This window comes from Phenylobacterium ferrooxidans, from assembly GCF_042714595.1.
Classification (GTDB): domain Bacteria; phylum Pseudomonadota; class Alphaproteobacteria; order Caulobacterales; family Caulobacteraceae; genus Phenylobacterium; species Phenylobacterium ferrooxidans.
In genome coordinates this window covers 1-19,951 of the sequence record NZ_JAOTJD010000012.1, presented here as the reverse complement: position 1 = coordinate 19,951, position 19,951 = coordinate 1, and the positions used below count along the sequence as shown (strand labels likewise).

General features: G+C 69.0%; 25 protein-coding genes and 1 pseudogene. 15 read left to right on the top strand and 11 right to left on the bottom strand.

The annotated features are described in order from the left end of the window. Positions 1-57 precede the first annotated feature (57 nt). The 10 genes from rpmH (at position 58) to dapD (ending at position 8,588) form a co-directional block, all read left to right on the top strand. Complete coding sequence (gene rpmH, locus OCL97_RS08060) at positions 58-192, top strand: 50S ribosomal protein L34 (RefSeq protein ID WP_215343146.1); 135 nt, start codon at positions 58-60, stop codon at positions 190-192. Between the two features lie 23 nt (positions 193-215). After that, positions 216-608 (top strand): ribonuclease P protein component, encoded by a 393-nt coding sequence (gene rnpA / locus OCL97_RS08055; RefSeq protein ID WP_304701228.1) that lies wholly within the window; start codon positions 216-218, stop codon positions 606-608. A gap of 11 nt (positions 609-619) precedes the next feature. After that, positions 620-2,416, top strand: coding sequence for a membrane protein insertase YidC (yidC, locus tag OCL97_RS08050; protein ID WP_377369174.1), 1,797 nt, complete (start codon positions 620-622; stop codon positions 2,414-2,416). Continuing rightward, positions 2,413-3,090 carry a ribosome biogenesis GTP-binding protein YihA/YsxC gene (gene yihA / locus OCL97_RS08045; protein ID WP_305339223.1) on the top strand — a complete coding sequence of 226 codons (678 nt, stop codon included), beginning with the start codon at positions 2,413-2,415 and terminating at the stop codon, positions 3,088-3,090. Before yidC ends, yihA begins: the two co-directional genes overlap by 4 nt. A gap of 62 nt (positions 3,091-3,152) precedes the next feature. Continuing rightward, entirely contained in the window at positions 3,153-4,295 is a 1,143-nt protein-coding gene (locus OCL97_RS08040; RefSeq protein WP_377369172.1) for an acyl-CoA dehydrogenase family protein, read from the top strand. A gap of 86 nt (positions 4,296-4,381) precedes the next feature. Next, positions 4,382-5,140, top strand: coding sequence for a Crp/Fnr family transcriptional regulator (locus OCL97_RS08035; RefSeq protein ID WP_377369170.1), 759 nt, complete (start codon positions 4,382-4,384; stop codon positions 5,138-5,140). 43 nt (positions 5,141-5,183) lie between these two features. Then, entirely contained in the window at positions 5,184-6,122 is a 939-nt protein-coding gene (locus OCL97_RS08030) for a ribose-phosphate diphosphokinase (protein ID WP_377369168.1), read from the top strand. Between the two features lie 62 nt (positions 6,123-6,184). Then, complete coding sequence (argB, locus tag OCL97_RS08025) at positions 6,185-7,099, top strand: acetylglutamate kinase (protein WP_377369166.1); 915 nt, start codon at positions 6,185-6,187, stop codon at positions 7,097-7,099. Next, positions 7,096-7,758 (top strand): pyrimidine 5'-nucleotidase, encoded by a 663-nt coding sequence (locus tag OCL97_RS08020; RefSeq protein ID WP_377369164.1) that lies wholly within the window; start codon positions 7,096-7,098, stop codon positions 7,756-7,758. The genes argB and OCL97_RS08020 overlap by 4 nt, the downstream gene beginning before the upstream one ends. Then, positions 7,758-8,588 (top strand): 2,3,4,5-tetrahydropyridine-2,6-dicarboxylate N-succinyltransferase, encoded by an 831-nt coding sequence (gene dapD, locus OCL97_RS08015; RefSeq protein ID WP_377369162.1) that lies wholly within the window; start codon positions 7,758-7,760, stop codon positions 8,586-8,588. The genes OCL97_RS08020 and dapD overlap by 1 nt, the downstream gene beginning before the upstream one ends. Here dapD and OCL97_RS08010 read toward each other — a convergent pair. Beyond that, positions 8,585-9,046: a cupin domain-containing protein gene (locus OCL97_RS08010; RefSeq protein ID WP_377369160.1), complete on the bottom strand. Its 462-nt coding sequence runs from the start codon at positions 9,044-9,046 to the stop codon at positions 8,585-8,587. The two genes, dapD and OCL97_RS08010, sit on opposite strands and share 4 nt — an antisense overlap. Positions 9,047-9,094: 48 nt before the next feature. Here OCL97_RS08010 and dapE point away from each other — a divergent pair, with 48 nt between their 5' ends. Further along, positions 9,095-10,255 (top strand): succinyl-diaminopimelate desuccinylase, encoded by a 1,161-nt coding sequence (gene dapE / locus OCL97_RS08005; protein WP_377369158.1) that lies wholly within the window; start codon positions 9,095-9,097, stop codon positions 10,253-10,255. Here dapE and truA read toward each other — a convergent pair. Beyond that, positions 10,252-10,989, bottom strand: a complete 738-nt coding sequence (truA, locus tag OCL97_RS08000) for a tRNA pseudouridine(38-40) synthase TruA (protein WP_377369156.1) — start codon at positions 10,987-10,989, stop codon at positions 10,252-10,254. The genes dapE and truA overlap by 4 nt on opposite strands. Continuing rightward, positions 10,989-11,915 (bottom strand): methionyl-tRNA formyltransferase, encoded by a 927-nt coding sequence (fmt, locus tag OCL97_RS07995; protein ID WP_377369154.1) that lies wholly within the window; start codon positions 11,913-11,915, stop codon positions 10,989-10,991. Before fmt ends, truA begins: the two co-directional genes overlap by 1 nt. Positions 11,916-12,002: 87 nt before the next feature. Here fmt and OCL97_RS07990 point away from each other — a divergent pair, with 87 nt between their 5' ends. Further along, positions 12,003-12,335, top strand: a complete 333-nt coding sequence (locus OCL97_RS07990) for a cell surface protein (RefSeq protein ID WP_377369152.1) — start codon at positions 12,003-12,005, stop codon at positions 12,333-12,335. Between the two features lie 43 nt (positions 12,336-12,378). Here OCL97_RS07990 and OCL97_RS07985 read toward each other — a convergent pair whose 3' ends face one another. The 4 genes from OCL97_RS07985 to mtnN form a co-directional block, all read right to left on the bottom strand. Then, positions 12,379-13,266, bottom strand: coding sequence for a hypothetical protein (locus OCL97_RS07985; RefSeq protein ID WP_377369150.1), 888 nt, complete (start codon positions 13,264-13,266; stop codon positions 12,379-12,381). Positions 13,267-13,519: 253 nt separating this feature from the next. Further along, complete coding sequence (gene def, locus OCL97_RS07980) at positions 13,520-14,029, bottom strand: peptide deformylase (RefSeq protein WP_304779617.1); 510 nt, start codon at positions 14,027-14,029, stop codon at positions 13,520-13,522. A 14-nt stretch (positions 14,030-14,043) separates the two neighbouring features. After that, entirely contained in the window at positions 14,044-15,309 is a 1,266-nt protein-coding gene (locus OCL97_RS07975) for a DNA recombination protein RmuC (protein ID WP_305702969.1), read from the bottom strand. A gap of 10 nt (positions 15,310-15,319) precedes the next feature. After that, a complete protein-coding gene (mtnN, locus tag OCL97_RS07970; RefSeq protein WP_377369148.1) occupies positions 15,320-16,054 on the bottom strand; it encodes a 5'-methylthioadenosine/S-adenosylhomocysteine nucleosidase in 735 nt (244 codons plus the stop codon). Positions 16,055-16,113: 59 nt separating this feature from the next. Here mtnN and OCL97_RS07965 point away from each other — a divergent pair, with 59 nt between their 5' ends. Beyond that, positions 16,114-16,644, top strand: a complete 531-nt coding sequence (locus OCL97_RS07965) for a GNAT family N-acetyltransferase (RefSeq protein WP_377369147.1) — start codon at positions 16,114-16,116, stop codon at positions 16,642-16,644. Here OCL97_RS07965 and OCL97_RS07960 read toward each other — a convergent pair. Next, the gene (locus tag OCL97_RS07960; RefSeq protein WP_305702972.1) at positions 16,634-16,936 is read right to left on the bottom strand and encodes a DUF6506 family protein; all 303 of its coding nucleotides are present in this window, start codon (positions 16,934-16,936) and stop codon (positions 16,634-16,636) included. The two genes, OCL97_RS07965 and OCL97_RS07960, sit on opposite strands and share 11 nt — an antisense overlap. A 91-nt stretch (positions 16,937-17,027) precedes the next feature. Between OCL97_RS07960 and OCL97_RS07955 the strand changes: the two genes are divergently transcribed. Next, the gene (locus OCL97_RS07955; protein WP_377369145.1) at positions 17,028-17,906 is read left to right on the top strand and encodes a LysR substrate-binding domain-containing protein; all 879 of its coding nucleotides are present in this window, start codon (positions 17,028-17,030) and stop codon (positions 17,904-17,906) included. Here OCL97_RS07955 and recR read toward each other — a convergent pair. Further along, a complete protein-coding gene (gene recR, locus OCL97_RS07950; RefSeq protein ID WP_310538638.1) occupies positions 17,903-18,505 on the bottom strand; it encodes a recombination mediator RecR in 603 nt (200 codons plus the stop codon). The genes OCL97_RS07955 and recR overlap by 4 nt on opposite strands. A gap of 78 nt (positions 18,506-18,583) precedes the next feature. On the opposite strand from recR, the gene OCL97_RS07945 reads away from it, so the two are divergent. After that, positions 18,584-19,102 carry a GNAT family N-acetyltransferase gene (locus tag OCL97_RS07945; RefSeq protein ID WP_377369142.1) on the top strand — a complete coding sequence of 173 codons (519 nt, stop codon included), beginning with the start codon at positions 18,584-18,586 and terminating at the stop codon, positions 19,100-19,102. Here OCL97_RS07945 and OCL97_RS07940 read toward each other — a convergent pair. Continuing rightward, the gene (locus tag OCL97_RS07940; RefSeq protein WP_377369140.1) at positions 19,099-19,425 is read right to left on the bottom strand and encodes a YbaB/EbfC family nucleoid-associated protein; all 327 of its coding nucleotides are present in this window, start codon (positions 19,423-19,425) and stop codon (positions 19,099-19,101) included. The genes OCL97_RS07945 and OCL97_RS07940 overlap by 4 nt on opposite strands. Before the next feature lie 27 nt (positions 19,426-19,452). Further along, a pseudogene (locus OCL97_RS07935) lies at positions 19,453-19,951 on the bottom strand (DNA polymerase III subunit gamma/tau); the annotation flags it as partial.

The following is a 19,951-nucleotide window of genomic DNA, read 5'->3' as shown; positions in this document are numbered from 1 at the left end:
CATCCCCAGCCCTACCCCTTATTCCCCGCCGCTCGATTTCGACCCGGAGCCAGTCCCGTGAAACGCACTTTTCAGCCCTCCCGTCTCGTGCGCGCACGCCGGCACGGCTGGCGTTCGCGTATGGCCACCAAGAACGGCCAGAAGGTGATCGCCCGTCGGCGCGCCAAGGGCCGTAAGCGCCTGACCGCCTAATACCAGGGTCCTGGGGTGTCCGCATGACGGACCCCGTCTTTCCCATCGAACATCTTAAGATCCGGCCCGATTTCCTGGCCGCGGCCAAGGCGCCTTCGTGCGCCCGTGGCGCCGTGGTGCTCCAGGCCCGCCATCGCGCCGATGATCGCCCCCTTGTCCGGGTGGGATTCACCGCGACCCGCAAGATCGGTGGGGCCGTGGTGCGCAACCGCGCCAAGCGCCGGCTGCGCGAGGCCGCTCGCGCCCTGGTTCCGACCCTGGGCAAGCCTGGTTTCGACTATGTCTTCATCGCTCGCGGCGGCGCGCCGACCCGCCCCTGGGCGCGTTTGCTTGACGATGTGAAAAGCGCGCTGATAAGCCTCGGCGCCGATAGCGACACCCGCGCGCCCGATCGCGCTTCTCCCCCTTCCGTCTGAGCGCGCGCCCCATGCAAGACAACTCGAACCGCAACACGATTATCTTCGTGGTCTCGGCGATGGCGCTGCTGCTGGCCTACCAGTTCCTGGTCATGGGTCCGCGCACCAAGGCCCGCGAGGCGGAACTGGCCCGCAACCCGCCGGCCGCCAGCGCCCAGGTCCAGGCGCAGAACCTCACCAAGGCGCCGCCCACCGCCGCCGAGACCCTGGTTTCCCGCCAGACCGCCGCCGCCGCCAGCCCTCGGGTGAGAATCGAGACGCCGGCCCTGTCGGGTTCGGTTTCCCTGCGCGGCGCCCGTCTCGACGATCTCTATCTCAAGCAGTACCGCGAGACCGTGGCCAAGAACGCGCCCCCGGTGGAGCTGCTGCGGCCTGAGGGGGCCAAGCACGCCCAGTTCGCCGAGTTCGGCTGGGCCGGCGCCAATGTGCCTGGCCTGCCCACCGCCGCCACCATCTGGACCCAGACGGCGGGCTCGACCCTGGCGCCCGGCGCGCCCGTCACCCTGCAGACCACCAACGGCGCGGGCCTGACCTTCACCCGGCAGATCTCGGTGGACGACCGCTTCATGTTCACCATCTCCGACACCGTGGCCAACACCGGGGCGGGCGCCGTGACCCTGGCCCCCTACGGCTCGGTGCAGCGCCAGGGCGTGCCCAGCGACATCGGCACGAACTCCATCGTCCACGAGGGCGCGGTCGGCTGGCTGGGCGAGGAGCTGCGGCTGATCAAGTTCAAGAAGTGGGCGAAGGACGGCGGCTCCACCATCGCCACCACCGGCGGCTGGGCCGGCATCACCGACAAGTACTGGCTGGCCGCGCTGATCCCGGCGCAGAACGAGGCCGTCCAGAGCCAGTTCCGCGTCACCAAGGCCGGCGGCGTCGACATCTTCGAGGCCAACTATGTTGGCTCGGCCCGCACGATCAATCCGGGTCGCCAGATCACCGAGACCCAGCGCTTCTTCGGCGGCGCCAAAACGGTGCCGGTCCTGAAGGCCTATGAGACCACCCTCGGCGTCCCCCGCTTCGACCAGGCCGTGGACTGGGGCATGTTCTGGTTCTTCACCCGACCGCTGTTCCAGTTCCTGGAATTCATCAACAGCCACGTCGGCAACTTCGGCATCGCCATCCTGCTGCTCACCGTGGCGGTGAAGGTCGTGTTCTTCCCGCTGGCCAACAAGAGCTACGAGTCGATCACCAAGATGAAGAAGGTGCAGCCCGAGATCGAGGCGCTGCGCACGAAATACAAGGACGATCCCACCAAGCAGCAGACCGAGCTGATGGCGCTCTATCAGAAGGAGAAGATCAACCCGATCACCGGCTGTCTTCCCATGCTGCTGCAGATCCCGGTCTTCTACGCCCTGTACAAGGTGCTGACGGTCACCATCGAGATGCGGCACGCGCACTTCTTCGGCTGGATTCAGGACCTCTCGGCCCGCGACCCGTCCACCATCTGGAACCTGTTTGGCCTGATCCCCTGGAACCCAGCCACCACGCCGATGATCGGCGGCCTGCTGGACGGCTCCCTGCACATCGGCATCCTGGCCCTGGCCTACGGCGTGACCATGTGGCTGACCACGGCGATGAACCCGCCGGTGGGAGACCCCATCCAGCAGAAGATCTTCCAGTTCATGCCGATCATCTTCACCTTCATCATGGCCCCCTTCGCCGTGGGCCTGCTGATCTACTGGACCTGGTCGAACGTGCTGACGATCGGCCAGCAGTACATCATCATGCGGCGCTTCAAGGTCGATAACCCCATCGACGACCTGATCGCCCGGTTCTCGGGCAAGCCCAAGGCGCAAGAGTGAAGACCGACGGGACCTTCGACGAGGCCGAGATCGAGGCCGCGCGCATCCTCTTCGCGCGCCAGGCCACCTTCCTCATGGGGGCCGTGTCCGTGGACGGCCTGCCGCCCGCCGACATGCCCGAGGTGGCCTTCGCCGGCCGCTCCAACGTCGGCAAGTCCTCGCTGATCAACGCCCTGGTGGGTCACAAGAAGCTGGCGCGGGCCTCCAACGAGCCCGGCCGCACCCGCGAGGTGAACTTCTTCGTCCTCGATGACGTCATTCGTCTGGTGGACCTTCCCGGCTACGGCTGGGCGCGGGCCTCGAAGGTGACGACGAAGAAGTTCCAGAACCTCGGTCGCGACTATCTGCGCGGGCGGGTCAATCTGAAGCGCGCCTACCTGCTGATCGACGCCCGGCACGGCCTGAAGGACGTGGACAAGGAGCCGATGGACGCCTTCGACAAGGCCGCGGTCTCCTACCAGATCATCCTCACCAAGGCCGACAAGATGAAGCCCGCCGAGGTCGAGGCCCTGGTGGCCAAGACCCAGGCCGCCATCATCAAGCGCCCGGCGGCCTTCCCCCGCGTGCTGTCGACCTCCTCGGAGAAAGGGTTCGGCATCCCCGAGCTTCGCGCCGAGATCGCGGCGACCTGCGAGATCGTTCCCCGCATCGAATCGGACGACCAAGCCGAGTAGCTGGCCTGACGCCGCGTGAGGGCGTTAGATCGCTGGGACCCCCGCCAAGAGGAGCCCAGGACATGCTGCAGACCGCCACCCGCGCCATTTATGACGAAGACCTCGGGCTGTTCCGCGACCAGGTCCGCAAGTTCTACGCCGTCCACCTGACGCCCCACCTCGACCGTTGGGAAGAGGAGGGCCTGGTCGACCGCGCCTTCTGGCTGGCCTGCGGCGAGGCGGGCGTCCTCTGTCCGCAGGTTCCCGCCGAGTACGGCGGCCTCGGCCTCGACTACCGCTACAACGCCGTCATCGGCGAGGAGCTTTCCTATGCCGGCTCCACCGCCGGCATCACCCTGCAGTCCGACATCGTGGTCGATTACCTGATCAACTACGGATCGGAGGAGCAGAAGCGCAAGTGGCTGCCCGGCATGGTCTCGGGACACGTGATCACAGCCATCGCCATGACCGAGCCCGGCGCGGGCTCCGACCTGCAGGGCATCCGCACCACCGCGATCCGTGACGGCAACCACTACGTCGTCTCCGGATCCAAGACCTATATCACCAACGGCCAGAACGCCGACCTGGTCTTCGTGGTGGCCAAGACCGACCCGGCGGCCGGGTCCAAGGGCATCTCGCTTGTCCTGGTGGAGACCGACCGCGCCGGCTTCAAGCGCGGCCGCAACCTCGACAAGATCGGCCAGAACTCCGCCGACACCTCCGAGCTGTTCTTCGAGGAGGTCCGCATCCCCATCACCAACTGCCTGGGCGAGGAGGGCCGCGGCTTCGCCTATCTGATGAACCAGCTGCCTCAGGAGCGACTGCAGATCGCCATCGCCGGCCAGGCCGGGGCCCAGCGCGCCTTCGACGAGGCCGTGAAGTTCACCAAGGAGCGCAAGGCCTTCAAGCAGGCCATCTTCGACTTCCAGAACACCCGCTTCACCCTGGGCGCCCTGAAGGCCAAGCTGCAGGCCGGCTGGGCGCACCTGGACTGGTGCATGGCCCGGCACCTGAAGGGTGAGCTCACCGCCGCCGAGGCGTCCGCCGCCAAGCTCTTCCATACCGAACTGCAGTGGGAGGTCTGCGACGCCGCTCTGCAACTGCACGGCGGGGCCGGCTACATGAACGACTACCCCATCGCCCGGCTGTGGCGGGACGCCCGGGTGCAGCGGATCTACGGCGGCACCTCGGAGATCATGAAGGAGGTCGTGGCGCGGTCCATCTGATCGGATCGGCCCGTCGGACAACCAGCAAGCGGAGCCATCTGACCTGACCCGCGTTGTTCAGGGGTCGAAGCTCGGGGAGTTGTCGAATGAACAAGGTCATCAGCGCGCTGGAACCCAAGCCGGAGATGAGCGAGCCGCATCCCAGGGTGGCCAACCGCCTGCTGGGCGCTCTCGGCAGCCGGGACTACGCGATTCTGGAACCGCATCTGGAGCTGGTGGCCCTGCCGCGCGGCAAGGTGCTGTTCGAGCCCGGCGACGACGTCCACACCACCTATTTTCCCTGCCGCAAGACCATGGTCTCGCTGCTGATCGTCACCCGTGACGGCCGCGAGGTCGAAGCCGCCACCATCGGCCGCGAAGGCGCGGTGGGCGGCATCGTCAGCGACGGGCACAAGCCGGCCTTCGGCCGCGCGGTGGTCCAGGTCCCGGGTTCGGCCTTCGCCATCTCCACCAGCCACCTGGAAGCGGCCAAGCTCGGCTCCACCCGCTTCGGCGACCTGTTCTCCCGCTATGCCGACGCCCTGCTCGCCCAGATGATGCAGGGGGTGGCCTGCAACGCCCTGCACTCGGTGGAGGAACGCTGCGCCCGCTGGCTGCTGGCCACCCATGACCGGGCCGGCGATCACATCATCCAGCTGACCCAGGAGTCCCTGGCCGAGATGCTGGGAGTCCAGCGCACCACGGTGTCGGCCGTCACCTCATCGCTGGCGACGCGGGGGCTCCTCAAGACCTTGCGCGGCCGCGTGCAGATCCTTGACCGCAAGGGCCTCGAGCGGGTCGCGTGCGAATGCTACGAGGCCGTCGAGGGCCACTTCGCCCGCGTCCTGCCCGAGGTGGACATCTAGGCCCCCTCGGCTATAGGACCCCCGCAGCAGCGGGAGATGAGTCGTGGGTGATATCGCCATCTTCAGCGGCAGCGCGCACCCGGACCTGGCGCGAGAGATCTGCCGGCATCTCGAAGTCCCGCTCTCGCCCTCCCGCCTGACCCGCTTCGCCAATGACTGCCTGGAGGTTCAGCTCGAGGCCAACTGCCGCGAGCGCGACGTCTTCCTGATCCAGCCCATCGTCGCGCCCGTGCAGGAGCACCTGATGGAGCTGCTGCTGATGCTGGACGCCGCCCGCGGCGCCTCGGCGGCCCGCATCACCGCGGTCCTGCCGCACTACGCCTATGCCCGCTCCGACAAGAAGGACGCGCCGCGCATCTCCATCGGCGGCAAGCTGGTGGCCGACCTGCTGGCCACCGCGGGCGCCCAGCGTGTGCTGACCATGACCCTGCACTCGCCCCAGGTGCACGGCTTCTTCTCCATGCCCGTCGACCACCTGCACGCCCTGCAGGAACTGGCGCGCCACTTCGCCGCCGAGGATCACTCCAACACCGTCGTGGTCTCGCCCGATCTCGGCAACGCCAAGGAGGCCGCGGCCTTCGCCCGCCTGCTGGGAGCCGGCGTCGCCGCCGCCGCCAAGCAGCGCTTCTCCGGCGACCGGGTGGAGATCAGCGCCATCATCGGGGAGGTCAGCGGCCGCGACGTCATCGTCCTGGACGACGAGATCGCCAAGGGCACCACCGTCATCGAACTCATCGCGCACCTGCGCCGCGAGAACGTCCGGTCGATCCGGGTCGCCTGCACCCACGGCCTGTTCGCCAATGACGCGGCCCGACGCATCCTGGCGGAGCCCGGCGTGGAGGAACTGATCACCACCAACACCGCCCCGATCTCGGAGAAGGACCGCGCCTCGGGCCTGAAGGTGCTGTCGGTGGCGCCGGCCCTGGCCGAGGCGATCCGCCGGATCCACAACGGCGAGTCGGTGAGCGCCCTCTTCGCCTGACGTGACAGGGGGGCTCTCGTCGGCTAATCGACCCCCTCCAAGTTGATGGAGCGCCGCGCGCCGTGACCGAGACCTCCGAAGAGCAAGGCTGGGCCACCGCGAAGACCCTGGCCGAGGCCCTGCCCTACATCCAGCGTTACGACCGCGAGACCGTGGTGATCAAGTACGGCGGCCACGCCATGGGCGAGGAGTCCGTCGCCCGCCTGTTCGCCGCCGACGCCGTGCTGCTGAAGTTGCTGGGCCTGCACCCTGTCGTCGTGCACGGCGGCGGCCCGCAGATTTCCCGCATGCTCAACAAGGCCGGGGTGAAGTCGACCTTCATCGACGGCCTGCGGGTGACCGACGAGGCCACCATGGAGGTCGCCGAGATGGTGCTGTCGGGCGCCATCAACAAGGAAATCGCCAACTGGATCACGCTCGCCGGCGCCGAGGCCGATGTGCGCGGCGTGGGCCTGTCGGGCAAGGACGCCCGCCTCATCACCGTCCGCAAGGTCGAGCGCAGCAAGATCGATCCCGACAGCAATATCGAAAAGGCCGTCGACCTGGGCTTTGTGGGGGAACCCACCCGCATCGATCCGCAGCTGATTCAGGGCCTGATCTCGGCCGATCATGACTACATCCCGGTGATCGCCCCCATCGGCGTCTCCGAGGAAGGCCAGACCTTCAACATCAACGCCGACACCGTGGCCGGCGCCCTGGCCGGAGCGCTCAAGGCCAAGCGCATGCTGCTGCTCACCGACGTCACCGGCGTCCTGGGCGCCGACGGCGAACTGATCCGCGAGATGAGCATCACGCAGGCCAGGAGTGCGATCGCCACCGGCGTCGCCTCCGGCGGCATGATCCCCAAGCTTGAGACCGCCATCGCCGCGGTGGAGTCCGGCGTCGAGGCCGTGGTCATCCTGGACGGCCGCCGTCCCCACGCCATGCTGGTGGAGCTGTTCACCGAGCACGGGGCCGGCACCCTCATCACCCGATGACCGCCGACCTGACCCATATCGACACCTGGCTGTTTGATCTCGACAACACCCTCTATCCGGAGGAGTCGGGCTTCATGGGCCAGGTCGAGGGTCGGATGACCGACTTCGTGGCCAGGGTCACCGACCTGCCGCGCGACCAGGCCTACACCCTGCAGAAGAAGTACCTGGCCGAGCACGGCCTGACCCTGCGCGGCCTGATGCTGAACCACGGCGTCGACCCCGCCGACTTCCACGCCCTGTTCCACGACCTGTCCCTGGAACTGCTGGCCCAGGACCCCGACCTGGTGAGCGCGCTGTCCCAGCTGCCTGGCCGCCGCTTCATCTTCACCAACGCCGACGACAAGCACGCCGAGCGGGTCCTGGCCCATCTCGGCCTCGCCGACCTGTTCGACGATGTCTTCCACATCCACTCCTTCGGCTTCACGCCCAAGCCGGACCCCGTGGGGTTCCAGCGCATGCTCGACGCCCACGGCCTGGATCCCCGCGCGACGAGCTTCTTCGAGGACTCCGAGCGCAACCTGCAGCCCGCCTACGACCTGGGCATGACCACGGTGCTCGTGGGACCCCAGGCGCAGCACTCCACCGCACCTTTCGTAAACCACCGCACCACCACGCTCACGCCGTTCCTCACGGGCGCGCGTCTGAAGGAAGCCGTCTGATGTCCCTAGACCTGAAGTCCGTGATCGAAGCCGCCTGGGAAGCCCGCGACGGCGTCAACACCGGCACCTCCGGCGAGGTTCGCGAGGCCGTCGAGGAGACCCTGAACCAGCTCGACGCCGGGACCCTGCGGGTCGCCAGCCGCGGCGATGACGGCGTCTGGACCACCCATCAGTGGGCCAAGCAGGCGATCCTGCTGTCCTTCCGGCTCAGCGCCAACCAGCTGATCGACGCGGGCGCGCCGCACCCTTACTGGGACAAGATCCCACTCAAGTTCACCGGCTGGGACGCCGCCCGCTTCGAGGCCGCCGGCTTCCGCGCGGTGCCCGGCTGCATCGTGCGACGCGGCGCCTATATCGCCCGCAACGTCATCATGACCCCGTCCTTCGTGAACATCGGCGCCTATGTCGACGAGGGCACCATGGTGGACACCTGGGCCACGGTCGGCTCCTGCGCCCAGATCGGCAAGAACGTCCACCTCTCGGGCGGCGCCGGCATCGGCGGCGTCCTGGAGCCCCTGCAGGCCAACCCCACCATCATCGAGGACGACTGCTTCATCGGCGCCCGCTCCGAGGTCGCCGAGGGCGTGATCGTGCGCAAGGGCAGCGTGCTCTCCATGGGCACCTTCATCACGTCGACCACCCGCATCGTCGACCGCAAGACCGGCGAGGTCTTCCAGGGCGAAGTGCCGGCCTATTCGGTGATCATGCCCGGCTCCATGCCCAATCCGGTAGACCCGGCCCTGCCGTCCATCAACTGCGCGGTCATCGTCAAGACGGTGGACGAACGCACCCGCTCCAAGACCTCGATCAACGAACTGCTGCGCGACTAGTCATAGGGCGTGCCGTCCCGATGGTGGGTGCGATCGGAGCCCTCCAGCAGCACCATGTCGACGTCGGGATAGTCCACGAACTCCGAGCCGTCGGGCAGGCGCGTGCCGACCTCCAGCACCTTGGCGTCACGGTCGGAGCGGTTGACCAGGTGGTGGCCGTTGGGATCGCCGGATCGGAACCCCGCGCAGTCTCCGGCGCGCAGCACATGTTCGCCCTCATCGTCGATCAGGATCACTTCGCCCTCGACCACCCAGACGAACTCGTCCTCCTTGGAATGCCAGTGGCGCTGGGATGACCAGACGCCTGGCGCCAGGGTCAGGAGGTTGACGCCGAACTGGGTCAGGCCCGCCGCGTCGCCCAGCTTCTGGCGCCGCCGCGCCTTGCAGGGCTCGTCATAGGGGGCGGGATAGCCGCTGCCGGTGCGGGTCAGCGCCGCGCCAATATCGATCTTCGGCATGTCACGTTCCATTTGCGTGAGGCGAGGCCGCAAGCGTAAAGCCGGGCCATGAGCATCGCCACCCAGATTGATCCCGTCGCCCTGACCCAGGACCTGATCCGCCGTCCGTCGGTGACCCCGGCCGACGCCGGCGCCATGGATATCGTCCAGCAGACCCTTCAGGGCCTGGGGTTCGCCTGCCGGCGCATGAAGTTCGGTGAGATCGAGAACCTCTACGCCCGCTACGGGACCGCCAGCCCCAACCTCTGCTTCGCCGGCCATACCGACGTGGTGCCGGTGGGGGACGCGGCCGCCTGGAGTTCCGAGGCCTTCGCCGCCGAGATCATCGACGGGGTGCTGATTGGCCGGGGCTCGGTGGACATGAAGAGCGGCGTAGCCGCCTTCGCCGCCGCCTGCGCCAAGACCATCGCGGCGGGCCAGGTCGCGGGCTCCCTGTCCTTCCTGATCACCGGGGACGAGGAGGGGATCGCCACCCACGGCACCAAGATGGTGGTCCAGGCGCTGAAGGCGGAAGGCGAAGTCATCGACCACTGCGTGGTGGGCGAGCCCTCCAGCGCCGAGACCTTCGGGGACATGATCAAGATCGGCCGTCGCGGCTCGATCAATGTCGAGATCGTGGTGGAGGGGGTCCAGGGCCACGTGGCCTATCCGCACCGGGCCGCCAATCCGGTTCCCGTGCTGATCGCCCTGCTGCACCGCCTGGCGGAGACCGAGCTGGACACCGGCTTCCTGGGCTTCCAGCCCTCGAACCTGGAGGTCACCACGGTGGATGTGGGCAACGCCACCACCAACCTCATCCCGGCCGCCGCCAAGGCCCGGCTGAACATCCGCTTCAACCCCAACCACACCGGTCAGAGCCTGGCCGACTGGATCGAGGGTGAGGCCCGTGAGGCCCTGGCCGGCTTCCAGGGCAATATCGTGGTGACGCCCTCCATCAGCGGCGAGGCCTTCCTCACCGAGCCCGGCCCCTTCACCGACGTCGTGGCCGCCGCCGTGGCGGACATCACCGGCAAGGGCCCCGAACTCTCCACCACCGGCGGCACGTCGGACGCCCGCTTCATCCGGGCCCTGTGCCCGGTCGTGGAGCTGGGCCTGGTGGGCAAGACCATGCACGCCGTCGACGAACGCGCGCCAGTTGAAGAAATACGACAGCTGCAGGCGGTCTATGAGCGCCTGATCGAACGCTACTTCCAGGCCTTCAAGGCCTAGTACCTCACCGCCGTCAGATACAGCCCGTCAGCCGGCGCCACCGGCCCGCAGGCCGTGCGGTCCCGCGCCTCGAGCGCCGTCCGCACATCCTCGACCTCCCAGCGGCCGACGCCCACCTCGGCGATGGTGCCGGTCATCGAGCGGACCTGCCGGTGCAGGAAGGAGCGGGAGGCGAACTCCAGCACCACCTCGTCACCCTCGCGGCGAACGCGCGCAAAATCCATGGTCTTCATCGGCGACTTGGCCTGGCAGGCGAGGTCGCGGAAGGTGGTGAAGTCGTGGTGGCCGATCAGGGTCTGGGCCGCCGCATGCATGGCCTCGGCGTCCAGCGGCTTCCTCACATGCCAGACCCGGCCCCGGTCCAGGGCCGGCGGGCTCTCGCGGTTGAGGATGCGATAGAGGTAGCGTCGCTCCGTCGCCGAGAACCGGGCGTGCCAGTCGCCCGTGGCGATCTCGCAGTCCAGCACCGCGATCGGCTCGGGGACCAGGTGGGCGTTGATGGCGTTGCGCACCACCTGCGGCCGCCAGTCCTTCTCGATGTCGATGTGGATCACCTGCCCCAGCGCATGGACACCGGTGTCGGTGCGTCCCGCCGCATTGACCCGCACGTCCTCGCCGCAGAAGGCGTGGGCGGCCCGCTCCAGGGAGCCCTGTACGGTGGGCAGGTCGGCCTGGGCCTGGAAGCCCTTATAGGGCCGGCCATCATACTCGATGGTCATGCGGTAGCGGGGCATCAGAGAACGACCGTCCCCGCCGCCACCGGCAGGCCGCGCAGGAAGACCTCGGCCTCCTGGGGCCCCCGACCCTCCCGCTGCACCCGCAGCAGGCGCACCGCCCCATCGCCACAGGCGATCAGCAGCCTTTCATCGAGGACTTGTCCGGGGACTCCAGAACCCTCCTCCACCTGGGACAGCAGGGCCTTCACCCGCACCGGCCCCTTCTCGGTGGGCAGTTCGAACCAGGCGCCCGGGAAGGGCGACAGGCCACGGATCTTGCGGTCGATCTCCGTGGCGGGCTTGGTCCAGCGCAGCCGCGCCTCCTTGGGACGGATCTTCTTGGCGTAGGTCAGGCCGTCCTCGGCCTGCGGCGTGGCGATCGCCTCACCCTTGGCCACCGCGGCCATGGTGCGCACCAGCAGGTCCGCGCCCACCGCCGCGAGCCGATCATGCAGGGTCCCGGCGGTCTCCAGGGCGTCGATGCGCAGGGTCTCCGAGGCCAGGACCGGCCCCTCGTCCAGGCCCTCGGTCATCGCCATGACCTCGACCCCGGTCACCCGGTCGCCAGCCATGATCGCGCGCTGGATCGGCGCGGCCCCGCGCCAGCGCGGCAGCAGGGAGGCGTGCAGGTTGAAGGACCCGAGCCTGGGCGCCTCCAGGACCTCGCCCGGCAGGATCTGGCCGAAGGCCACCACCACGGCGGCGTCGAGATCGAGCGCGGCGAAGGCGGCGATCTCTTCGGGATCGCGCATGGAAACCGGTGTCCGCACCGGGATGCCGCGTTCCAGCGCAAAGGCGTGGGCCGGCGACGGCTTCAGCTCCTGGCCCCGGCCGCGCGGGGCGGGCGGCTGAGAATAGACCGCCGCGATCTCGTGGCCCGCCTCCACCAGGGCCGACAGGCAGGCGACGGCGAAGTCGGGGGTTCCAAGGAAGGCCAGGCGCATGGCGCTTCGTTTAGCGGCGCGGGGGGAAATAGGGAACCGCAAGCAAGCGTGGCCGTTACTGCCACGCTTCATCCGGAGATTTGTTCCATGCGCTACGCCCTTGTCGCCCTCGCCGTCGCCACCCTGTCGGTGGCCGCCTGCTCCAAGTCCGAACAGTCCGACGCCGGGGACAACGCCAAGGCCGCCGCCGCCAAGATCGGCGAGGCCACCAAGGAAGTCGCCACCAGCCCCGAGATGAAGGCGGTGGGCAACGACATCAAGGAAGGCGCGGCCGAAGCCGGCGCCGTGGCCAAGGACGCCTTCGCCACCGCCGGCGCCGAGCTGAAGGAAGGCGCCGACAAGGCCGGCGACAAGGCGAGCGAAGCCGCCGCCACCGCCGACGCCAAGATCGACGCCGCCGCGGCCGACGCGAAGAACTAGAAGATCACTTCCCTCCCCTGCGCTGCCGGGGAGGAATGAGAGTTCACCCCGCCTTCTTCGCCTCCAGCCGTTCGAACGCCATCTCGGTGGCGCGGATCAGGCCCAGATAGGTGATGCCGTAGAAGATGCGGATGTCGGCCCGCAGGGCGGGCGTCAGGATCCATGCCCCGTCCCTCGGGCCCTTCTCGATCCATCCCGCGGCCTCGATATCCCGCAGCACCGACAGAACGTGGCTGCGGGAGACCTGGTAGTGCCGGGCGATGGCGGCCACCGACAGCTCCACCTCGCCCACCGGCGGGAAGGCCCCTCCCGTGTCGGCCTTGGACATCACCTCGAACAGGATCAGCAGCCCCGCCGAGCGCACGGCCAGCGCGTTGAACGCCGCGATGTCGGGGTTGGGCGAGCCCGCGGCCATCATCGACTGATCGCCCATCATCGCCATCAGCATGGCGAAGACCTCCGGCTCATCGAACCGGGCCAGCATCAGGTCGACCTCGTCGGTGAGGTGGGTGAGGGCCTCGAATTCGATCCGCATCCGTCCCCGGAAGGCGGCCTCCATGGCGGGCGTCGGCTTGTAGGGCCGGCTGTGGCCATTGGCGGCCTCGGCGCGGGTCACGTAGCCGATCAGCTGCAGCCGCAGCAGCACCGCCGTCGCGGTCCCGGCGCTGAGGATGCCGCTCTTGCCCGACAGTTCCCGCAGGCGTCGATGGGTCAGGCCGCCGCTGGCGTCCAGATAGAGGGCCAGCACCCCCAGCAGGAAGCGGCTCACATCCTTGACGTCGCGGTGCAGGGTCGGCGCGGCGTCGTAATAGGCCACCGCCCCGCGCACGGAGCTCCGCATGGCCTCGTCCAACCCGGGCCGGGTGAGGAAGGCGTCGAGCTGGTTATAGGGGAAGGGCCGGTTGTGACCCGGCGGCGGGGTGTCGGTCATGGGCGCCGGGAACAAATCCTCATCTTGGTGACCGTACCAGAAAACGCCATCACGGCCCGTCGGCTCCGCTGCTATCGAGCGCCCAGGTCCGGAGCGCTTACCGGCCCGCGTAGGCGACCGATCGAACCGCGGCCCTGAAAAGGATTATCGGGTGAGGTCGGGATCGGATCCCGGGGGGGATCTGGTCGGGGCAGTCGGTCACGTCCATGACCGGTCGTCCCCTCCCGCGCGGGCGGACCCCTCACGAAGGTCTTTAGGCGGCCCGGACCTGCTTCTTCACCTTGGCGACCGCCCGGTCGCGCTTCAGGCGCGAGAGGTAGTCGATGAAGAGCACGCCCTTCAGGTGATCCATCTCGTGCTGGATGCAGACGGCGTACAGGCCCTCGGCGTCCTCGATCACTTCCTCGCCCTGATAGTTCAGGTACTTCAGCTTCACCCGGGCGGGGCGCTCGACCTCGTCATAGATCTCGGGGACCGACAGGCAGCCCTCTTCGTAGGGGGCGGTGTCCTCCGACGACCAGAGGATTTCCGGGTTCACGAAATAGCGGGGCTCCGGCGGGGTGTCGGGGGCCGCCAGGTCCATGACGATCACCTGCTTGGGCACCCCGACCTGGATCGCCGCCAGGCCGATGCCCGGCGCGGCGTACATCGTCTCCAGCATGTCGTCCATCAGGGCGCGCAGCGCGTCGTCCACCACCTCGACGGGGGTGGAGACTTGTTTCAGCACGGGGTCGGGGACAACAAGGATTTCGCGGAGAGCCATGGTTTTCAGGTAGGTCAGCCGCCTTTGAGCGTCAAGACGGCGGCCGTCGGCGCGTCGTCGTCCGGAGCCTCGATGGCGAGCTTGGTCAGCGGCCGGATGCCGGTCTCGACAGGGCCCAGTTCCGGCAATTCCTTGCCCTCGTGGTCCACCTGCAGGTCCTCGAAGCGCCGCGCCTGGGTCATGACCTGGGTCTCGAGGGAGCCGACGAAGGAGTTGTAGCGGCCGACGGCGGCCTCCAGCGCCTTGCCGACGGAGGCCGCGTGGCCCCCCATCACCGACAGGCGCTTGTAGAGCTCGCGCCCCAGCTTGGAGATCTCCTGGGCGTTGGCCGCCTGCTCCTCCACCCGCCAGCCATAGACCACGGCCTTGCACAGGGCGAACAGGGTGGTGGGCGTCACCACCAGCACCCGCTTGTCCATGGCCTCGGTCATCAGTTCGGGCATCCGGTCCAGGGCCGCGGCCAGGAAGCTGTCGCCGGGGATGAACATGGCCACGAAGTCCGGCGAGCCCTGGTTGAACTGGTCCCAGTAGGACTTGCCCGAGAGACCGACCATGTGGGTCCGCACACTCTGGGCGTGGCGGACGTAGCAGGCCTCGCGGATCACCTCGTCGGTGGCGTCCTGGGCGTCGAGGAAGGCGTTCAACGAACACTTGGCGTCGATGACGAACACCGCCCCGCCCGGCAGGCGCACGGTGACGTCAGGGCGGCGACGGCCCTCCTCGGTGTCGGTGGAGGTCTGTTCGTCGAAGTCGTAGCGGTTGTGCAGGCCGGCCGCCTCCAGGACGTTGCGCAGGGTCTGCTCGCCCCAGCGGCCCTGGACGCCCGCCCCGCGGCGCAGGGCGGCCGACAGCTTGCGGGCTTCCTCCTGGGTCGCGGTCGACGCCAGCAGCAGCTGGCTGATCTGGGCCTTCAGGCCGCCGGTCTCCTCGGCGCGGGTCTTCTCGACGGCGACGACCTGCTCCTGGAACTTGGCCAGGCTCTCGGCCACCGGCTTCAGCTGGGCCTCCAGCCGCGCCTGGGCCAGCTGCTCGCGGTTGTGGAAGGTCTCGTCGGCCCGCTTGAGCACCTGTTCAGCGATGGCGTTGGCCGCCTCGGCCTGGATGATGGCGGCGTTGCGCCCGCCCTGCTCCTCGATGAGCTTCAGGCGCGAGGCCGAATCCTGCAGCGCCCAGGACCGCGCCTCGGCCCGGTTGGCGCGGCCGCGCTCCATCAGGGCCCAGGTGAAGCCGATGGCGGCGGCCACGAGGGCGATGACCAGGAAGATCAGCAGAGAGTTCATGCTCCGTTCTTTACGCGGAGTCGGTGAGAATCGCCAGCAGGGCCGGAACGCAGAGGGCCGAGTTATCCGCCGCCATCTGCGCCATCTCCAGATAGCTCAGGTGGCCCTCCGCCCCGGCTAGGTCCGACAGGGTGCGGATCACATAGAGCGGCCGGCCCCAGGCCAGGGCCACCTGGTCCACGGCGCCGGACTCCATGTCGATGGCGTCGGCGCCGAAGGCGGCGTGCAGCTGGTCCCGGGTCACCGCGCAGTTGAGGAAATAGTCGGCGGTGATCACGCCTCCCAGGGCGATGGGGTGGCCAAGCGCTCCGGCGACCGTGTCGCGCAGCCTGGCGAGGTTCGCGGCGACGGGCCCCGCCACCGGTGTCAGGGCCGTCAGCCGGGCCGCCCCGATCGGCATTTGGCCCGACCGCGTCGGGGTGAAGGCGCCCTCGAAGACGTGGCCATAGTCGTGGATGTCCAGCCGTTCCGCCAGCAGCACCGACCCCACCCCGAGCGCCGGGTTCAGCCCCCCCGCCACGCCGGCGAAGATCAGGGTCTCGGCATGGAAGACCGACAGCAGCAGGGTGGCGGCCGCCGCCGCGTTGACCTTGCCCATGCCGGCCAGGGCCAGGGCGAACTCCGCGCCCTGATAGGTCCCGGTCCAGACCTGGGTCGGCCCATAGGCCACCGGCTGGGTCGCCACCGACAACCGCGCCTGCAGGGCCGCCAGCTCCTCCGGGGTCGCGCAAAGGATTCCGTACATGGGCGCCTCGTTCGTCGGCCTGCCGCCGTGCTACCAGATTCCCTTAGGAGGGCGACCTGATGATCACCACCGAACGGACGATCCTGCGGCCCTGGCGCGACGAGGACCTCGATCCCTTCGCCGCCATGCTGGCCGACCCGGAGGTCCAGGCCGACGCCGGCGGGCCCGTGGACCGTGACGCCGCTGCGGCCAAGATGGCCCGCTACCGCGCCGCCCATGACCGCCTGGGCTACACCCGCTGGGTGGTCACCGACCATGCGGGCGCCTTCCTCGGCTATGTCGGGATCATGCCCATCGACACCTGGCATCCCCGCTCGCCCAATGTGGAGATCGGCTGGCGCCTGACGCGCGGGAGCTGGGGTTTCGGCATCGCCACCGAGGCCGCCCGCGCCAGCCTCATCGACGGCTTCACCCGCTGCGGCCTCGACGAGGTGCTCAGCTACACCGCGCCCGACAACCACCGGTCCCAGGCGGTGATGCGCAAGCTCGGACTGCAGCGGGAGGAAACCCTCGATTTCACTTCGACCCACGAGGGTCAGAGCTGGTCGGGCCTGGTCTGGGTGGCGCGGCCGGGCGGCTTCAGGCCTTGAACAGGGCGTACATGGCGTCGATCGACTCCGGTCCGTAGCCCACCGCCCCCACGGGAAGGCCGGGCCCCACCGCCTCGATAACCTTGGCCGTCCACACCGGCCCGAACCCGCCACAGAGTTCCAGCAGTTGCACGCCTTCCGAGGCCAGTTGGCGAGCGACGGCGACGGCGTCCGCTGCGGCCGGAACGCCCACGGCGATCATCTCGAAAACATCTGTCGACAGAACCACACGCTGCCCCGCCGGCTCAAAGCCCGCCCCCGTCACGATGAAACCGAATTTGCTGAGCGCCATGAGCCCCCTCCTCCAAAGAGGTTCACCTTGCGATCCGCGACCTAAGCCTGTCCAAGTCTGATCTGGACCGGTTTGAGACCTGGATGATCCGATGCTTGAGCTGTGGCGTCTGAGCTACTTCGTGGCTGTCGCGGAGGAGGAGAATGTCGGTCGGGCCGCCGCCCGGCTGGGCGTCTCCCAGTCGCCGCTCAGCCAGCGCATCCGCGAGCTGGAGGCGGGACTGGGCCTGGCCCTCTTCCACCGCGAGCGAAGGCGGTTGCGGCTGACGGCGGAAGGCTGGCGGTTCCTCGACCAGGCCCGGGCCCTGCTGGCCCATGCCGCCGGGGTGGAGCAACAGGCCAAGGCGGCGGGCCGCGGAGAGGGCGGGCGGCTTTCCCTGGGCTTTGTGGAAGGCGCCGTGCACGCCGGCGTCCTCGGACGCGCCCTGCGGCGCTTCCGTCATGAACGGCCCGGCGTTGGGATCGAGCTGCGCGCGATGCGCTCCGGCGATCAGGTGCAGGCGCTGCGCGAGGGCGCCCTGGACGTCGCTCATGTCTACACCCCGCCCGCTGAGTCCGCGGGCCTGCGGATCGCCCTTGTCGCCGAGGAGCCCTATCGCCTGGCCATCCCCGCCGATCACCGGCTCGCCGCCGACACCCATCTGGTGGAGGCGCGCCTCGACGGCGAAGCCTTCATCGCCCTGCCCGAGCGGGGCAATCCCCAGGCCCGGGCGGAGTGGATCGCCGCCTGCCGCGCGAGCGGCTTCGCCCCCGATGTCCGCATCGAAGCCGTCGAGCCGACCACCATCCTTGGCCTGGTGGCGGCTGGCGTCGGCCTGGCCATGGTGCAGGAGAGCCTCGCCGGCGCTGCGCCCGCGGGGGTGGTGATGCGGCCGCTGCCCACTTTCCCCCTGCGGATGCGGGTTTTCGCCGTGGTTTCGGAGAGCGCTTCAGCGGCTGCCCGGGCCTATTTCGAGCTCACCCGGACCTAGGCCGGGCGCCTGGCCCGCATGGCCTGGGCGATGGTGCCGTCGTCCAGCCAGTCCAACTCGCCCCCCACCGGCACGCCGCGGGCCAGCATGGTCACCGAGACGTGGGCGTTGGAGAGGCGTTCGGCCAGGTAGTGGGCCGTGGTCTGGCCGTCCACGGTGGCCGGCAGGGCGAGGATCACCTCGGTGACTCCCTCCTCCATGGCCCGCGTCACCAGCGAATTGACCCGCAACGCCTCGGGGCCCACGCCGTCGAGAGCCGACAGCAGGCCCCCCAGCACGTGGTAGCGGCCCCGGAAGGCGCTGGCCCGCTCCATGGCCCACAGCGCGCCCACCTCCTCCACGACACAGACGAGGGTCGGGTCGCGGGAGCGGTCGTCGCAGATGGCGCAGGGGTCCTGGGTGTCCAGAGACCCGCAGGTGGAACAGGTCTTCACCCGCTCCGACGCTACGGCCAGGGCCTCGGCGAGCGGCTGCAGCAGTTGCTCCCGCCGCTTGAGCAGGGCGAGCGCCGCGCGTCGCGCCGAGCGTGGGCCCAGGCCCGGCAGCTTCGACAGCAGGGCGATCAGGCGCTCGATTTCAGGTCCGGCGGAGGCGGCCAATCTGGCTCCTGGCGATACGGGGGCGATTCAGGGGATTGTCGGGTGGTTCCTATGTAGATGTCGAGGGCGACCCGCGCCATGACCACGCCCGATCTGCCCCTCGTCGAGGGCGCCCAGCTGGCCCTCATCTCCGGGTCGGCGGTGGAGGAGCTTCAGGTTCTGCTGGAGCGCTGCGAGGACTTCGAGATCCTGGTCACCGGCCATCCGCCCGGCCCCTATGCCGCTCAGGCCCTGCTGACCGACGCCCCGCCCGATCATCCGCTGCGCGACAAGTTCGTCATCGGAGCCTGGACCGACCACGGTCTGACCGCCGCCGTCGAGCTGCTGCGGGACTTCCCCGAGCGCCATGTCTGGTACCTGGGCCTGCTGCTCGTCGCGCCCGAGGACCGGGGCCAGAGGCTGGGCGAACGGATCCTGGCGGCCGTGAAGACCTGGATCATCAGCCAGGACGGCCGGGCCGTCCGCCTGATCGTCCAGGACCAGAACCCGGCGGCCCTACGCTTCTGGCTCGCTCACGGTTTCGTCCCGATCGGAACCGCCACTCAGGAGCTGATGGACCGCACCAACACCGTGACCCGGCTAGAGCTGAAGCCCTAGAACTTCGGCATACCAGGCAGGCCCATCCCCGCCAGCGGGCCGGCGGCGTTGCGCATCATTTCAGCCTGCTGTTCGTCCAGCTTGCGCTTGGCGTCGGCGTGGGCGGCGACGATCAGGTCGGAGATCACCTCGCCTTCGCCCGGCGCCAGCAGGCTCTCGTCGATCTCGACCGAGGCCAGTTCGCCGGTGCCCTTCAGGGTGAGCTTGACCATGCCGCCGCCCGAGGTCCCCTCGATGACCAGTTGCGCCAGACGTTCCTGCGCCTCGGCCAGCTTCTGCTGCATGGCCTGGGCCTGTTTCATCAGGCCGCCCAAATCCTTCATCGAACCCTCACTCGCGTCATGAACTGGCTAGTCTTCGTCGTCTTCCGGCGGCGCGTCGGCCGGTGAGGCCTCCGGCGTCGGCAGGGTGCGGATGCTGACGATCTCGGCGCCCGGGAAGCTCTTCATCACCGAGAGGACAAAGGGGTCCTGCTCGATCTCGGAGCGGACCTCGCGCTCCTCGCGCTTCTGGCGTTCCCACTGGCTCTCGGCCCCGCCGCCGCCCTGGGCGGCGATCAGCCAGGGCTGGCCGGTCCATTCCCTCAGGCGCCCGATCAGGCGCTGGGCCAGGTTCGAGGGCGCGCCGGGCGCCGGCTCGAACTCGATGGCGCCGGGCCGGAAGCTGACCGGCCGCACATAGCGTTCGACGTCGAGGCGCAGCGCGATATCGCGCTTCTTCTCGATCAGGGCGATGACATCGGCGAAGGACTGCAGCACCGGCGGCGCCTCGGCCGCCTGGGGTTCGGGCGCCAGGACGCGGGCCTGGGCCGTGACGCTTCCGCCCCCCCCCTGGCTCGCACCGCCACCG

Excerpts from the sequence above, each read along its gene's own strand:
- rnpA (WP_304701228.1), top strand. The coding sequence starts at position 216 with ATGACGGACCCCGTCTTTCCCATCGAACATCTTAAGATCCGGCCCGAT.
- yidC (WP_377369174.1), top strand. The coding sequence starts at position 620 with ATGCAAGACAACTCGAACCGCAACACGATTATCTTCGTGGTCTCGGCG.
- OCL97_RS08040 (WP_377369172.1), top strand. The coding sequence starts at position 3,153 with ATGCTGCAGACCGCCACCCGCGCCATTTATGACGAAGACCTCGGGCTG.
- OCL97_RS08035 (WP_377369170.1), top strand. The coding sequence starts at position 4,382 with ATGAACAAGGTCATCAGCGCGCTGGAACCCAAGCCGGAGATGAGCGAG.
- OCL97_RS08020 (WP_377369164.1), top strand. The coding sequence starts at position 7,096 with ATGACCGCCGACCTGACCCATATCGACACCTGGCTGTTTGATCTCGAC.
- dapD (WP_377369162.1), top strand. The coding sequence starts at position 7,758 with ATGTCCCTAGACCTGAAGTCCGTGATCGAAGCCGCCTGGGAAGCCCGC.
- OCL97_RS08010 (WP_377369160.1), bottom strand. The coding sequence starts at position 9,046 with ATGCCGAAGATCGATATTGGCGCGGCGCTGACCCGCACCGGCAGCGGC.
- dapE (WP_377369158.1), top strand. The coding sequence starts at position 9,095 with ATGAGCATCGCCACCCAGATTGATCCCGTCGCCCTGACCCAGGACCTG.
- truA (WP_377369156.1), bottom strand. The coding sequence starts at position 10,989 with ATGCCCCGCTACCGCATGACCATCGAGTATGATGGCCGGCCCTATAAG.
- fmt (WP_377369154.1), bottom strand. The coding sequence starts at position 11,915 with ATGCGCCTGGCCTTCCTTGGAACCCCCGACTTCGCCGTCGCCTGCCTG.
- OCL97_RS07990 (WP_377369152.1), top strand. The coding sequence starts at position 12,003 with ATGCGCTACGCCCTTGTCGCCCTCGCCGTCGCCACCCTGTCGGTGGCC.
- OCL97_RS07985 (WP_377369150.1), bottom strand. The coding sequence starts at position 13,266 with ATGACCGACACCCCGCCGCCGGGTCACAACCGGCCCTTCCCCTATAAC.
- def (WP_304779617.1), bottom strand. The coding sequence starts at position 14,029 with ATGGCTCTCCGCGAAATCCTTGTTGTCCCCGACCCCGTGCTGAAACAA.
- OCL97_RS07975 (WP_305702969.1), bottom strand. The coding sequence starts at position 15,309 with ATGAACTCTCTGCTGATCTTCCTGGTCATCGCCCTCGTGGCCGCCGCC.
- mtnN (WP_377369148.1), bottom strand. The coding sequence starts at position 16,054 with ATGTACGGAATCCTTTGCGCGACCCCGGAGGAGCTGGCGGCCCTGCAG.
- OCL97_RS07965 (WP_377369147.1), top strand. The coding sequence starts at position 16,114 with ATGATCACCACCGAACGGACGATCCTGCGGCCCTGGCGCGACGAGGAC.
- OCL97_RS07960 (WP_305702972.1), bottom strand. The coding sequence starts at position 16,936 with ATGGCGCTCAGCAAATTCGGTTTCATCGTGACGGGGGCGGGCTTTGAG.
- OCL97_RS07955 (WP_377369145.1), top strand. The coding sequence starts at position 17,028 with ATGCTTGAGCTGTGGCGTCTGAGCTACTTCGTGGCTGTCGCGGAGGAG.
- OCL97_RS07945 (WP_377369142.1), top strand. The coding sequence starts at position 18,584 with ATGACCACGCCCGATCTGCCCCTCGTCGAGGGCGCCCAGCTGGCCCTC.
- OCL97_RS07940 (WP_377369140.1), bottom strand. The coding sequence starts at position 19,425 with ATGAAGGATTTGGGCGGCCTGATGAAACAGGCCCAGGCCATGCAGCAG.